The 1,653-nt window shown below is 63.5% G+C and carries 2 pseudogenes; both read left to right on the plus strand.

What is annotated here, in order from left to right:
- Positions 1-303 (plus strand): annotated as a pseudogene (locus JQ591_RS35195) (methyl-accepting chemotaxis protein); the annotation flags it as partial.
- Between the two features lie 295 nt (positions 304-598).
- Positions 599-1,653: pseudogene (locus tag JQ591_RS35200) on the plus strand (methyl-accepting chemotaxis protein); the annotation flags it as partial.

The following is a 1,653-nucleotide window of genomic DNA, read 5'->3' on the forward strand; positions in this document are numbered from 1 at the left end:
GAGTCGGTTGCGGCGATCAAGGAGATCGGCGCGACCATCGGCCAGATCTCGTCGATCTCGACCTCGATTGCGAGCGCCGTGGAGCAGCAAGGCGCGGCGACGCAGGAAATCGCGCGCAGCGTCCAGACCGTCGCACAGGGCACTCAGACCGCCGCCACCGACATCGGTCAGGTCAATCGCGGCGCCGCCGAGACCGGCTCGGCCTCGGAAGAGGTGCTGCACTCGGCCAAGACGCTGTCGTCCGAAAGCACCCGGCTGCGCGCCGAGCTCGACCGCTTCATGGGGAATATCCGGGCGGCGTAGGGCATTCCCGCCAATGTCGTCCTGGCGAAAGCCAGGACCCATTACCCCAATGGGGAGCCGCGGCGCGACGCTGGTAACCCCGAGTTTTCACCGAACCACCCGGTGATGATGGGGCCTGGATCAGCGCTCGCTCCGCTCGCTTGTCCAGGACGACGGAGGCGCGTCGCCTAACCGCCAGTTGCGGCGTCGCAAATTTACCGCCGCTTATCCTTTGCCCTTTACCGTGCTCACGAGTCAGGAAGCGGGCTGCTTCAGGGCTGCGCCTGGTTTTCCGCGAATGGAATGGGGTGGGGGAATGCCCGTCAAGTCGAAGCCGACCACATCGAAGCTGCTCACCTTGCGTTTTCGCGCAAAAATCATCCTCGGCTTCGTGGCGGTGCTCGCCATCCTCGCCGTCAGCATGGCTTTCGCCTATTACGGCTTCGAGCGGATTCAGGCCGCCGTGGCCTCCTACCGCTCCAGCGTCGCCGAAGCTGACCTTGCGCGGACGGTCGATCGCGAACTGATCGCTTATCAGGGGCTGGCGCGGGCCTATACGCTGACCGGCGCGGCGGATGATGAGACCGCGGCCAAAGCAGCCGAAGAGAATCTGAGGGCCGCGATCGCCAAGTCGGCGGCGGCCACCACGGGCGCAGCGCGCCGCGAGCAGGTCGGCAAGCTCGAGGCCGACTTCAAGAGCTTTACCAAGGTGTTCGGCGAGATCATCACGTTGACGCGCGAGAACAACAAGATCGCGGCCGATGAACTCAACAGCGTCGGCAACAAGATCCGCTTCAAGTTCGACGATCTTGCCGATACCGCGGCATTGGCGGGCCTGAACTCGGTTCAGGGCACGGCCAAGGACATCACATCGCAATATCTTGCGGTCTCCACCTCGGTCAGCGCCTTCGTCGCCAAGCCGGAGCCGAAGACCGCCGACGGCGTGATCGCCCGCATCAAGTTCCTGGAGACCCTGCTGGTCTCGATCTATGCCAACGACCAGAAGATCACCGACCGCGTCACCGAGATCGGCAATCTGCTGAAGCAGTACCGCACCTCCTTTTCAAAGCTGACGGAGAACGTGAAGGTCATCGTCAAGCTGAACGGCGAGATGACCAAGACGGCCACGTCCATTCTCAAGCTCTCGGGTGAGCTGCGGTCGGAGCTGACGGCGGATCAGCAGCGCATCGAAGTGAGCGCCAATGCCACCATTGGCGACACTGAGCGGACGATGCTGATGATGGCGCTCGGCGGCCTTGCCATTGGTGCCGCGTTGGCCTGGATGCTGGGCAATGGCATTTCGCGTCCGATGATCGCGATGTGCAAGGCGATGCGCGAGCTTGCCTCGGGCAATTTCGACGTCGTGCTGCC

The sequence above is a fragment of the Bradyrhizobium canariense genome, assembly GCF_018130465.1.
GTDB classification, from domain to species: Bacteria; Pseudomonadota; Alphaproteobacteria; order Rhizobiales; family Xanthobacteraceae; genus Bradyrhizobium; species Bradyrhizobium canariense_C.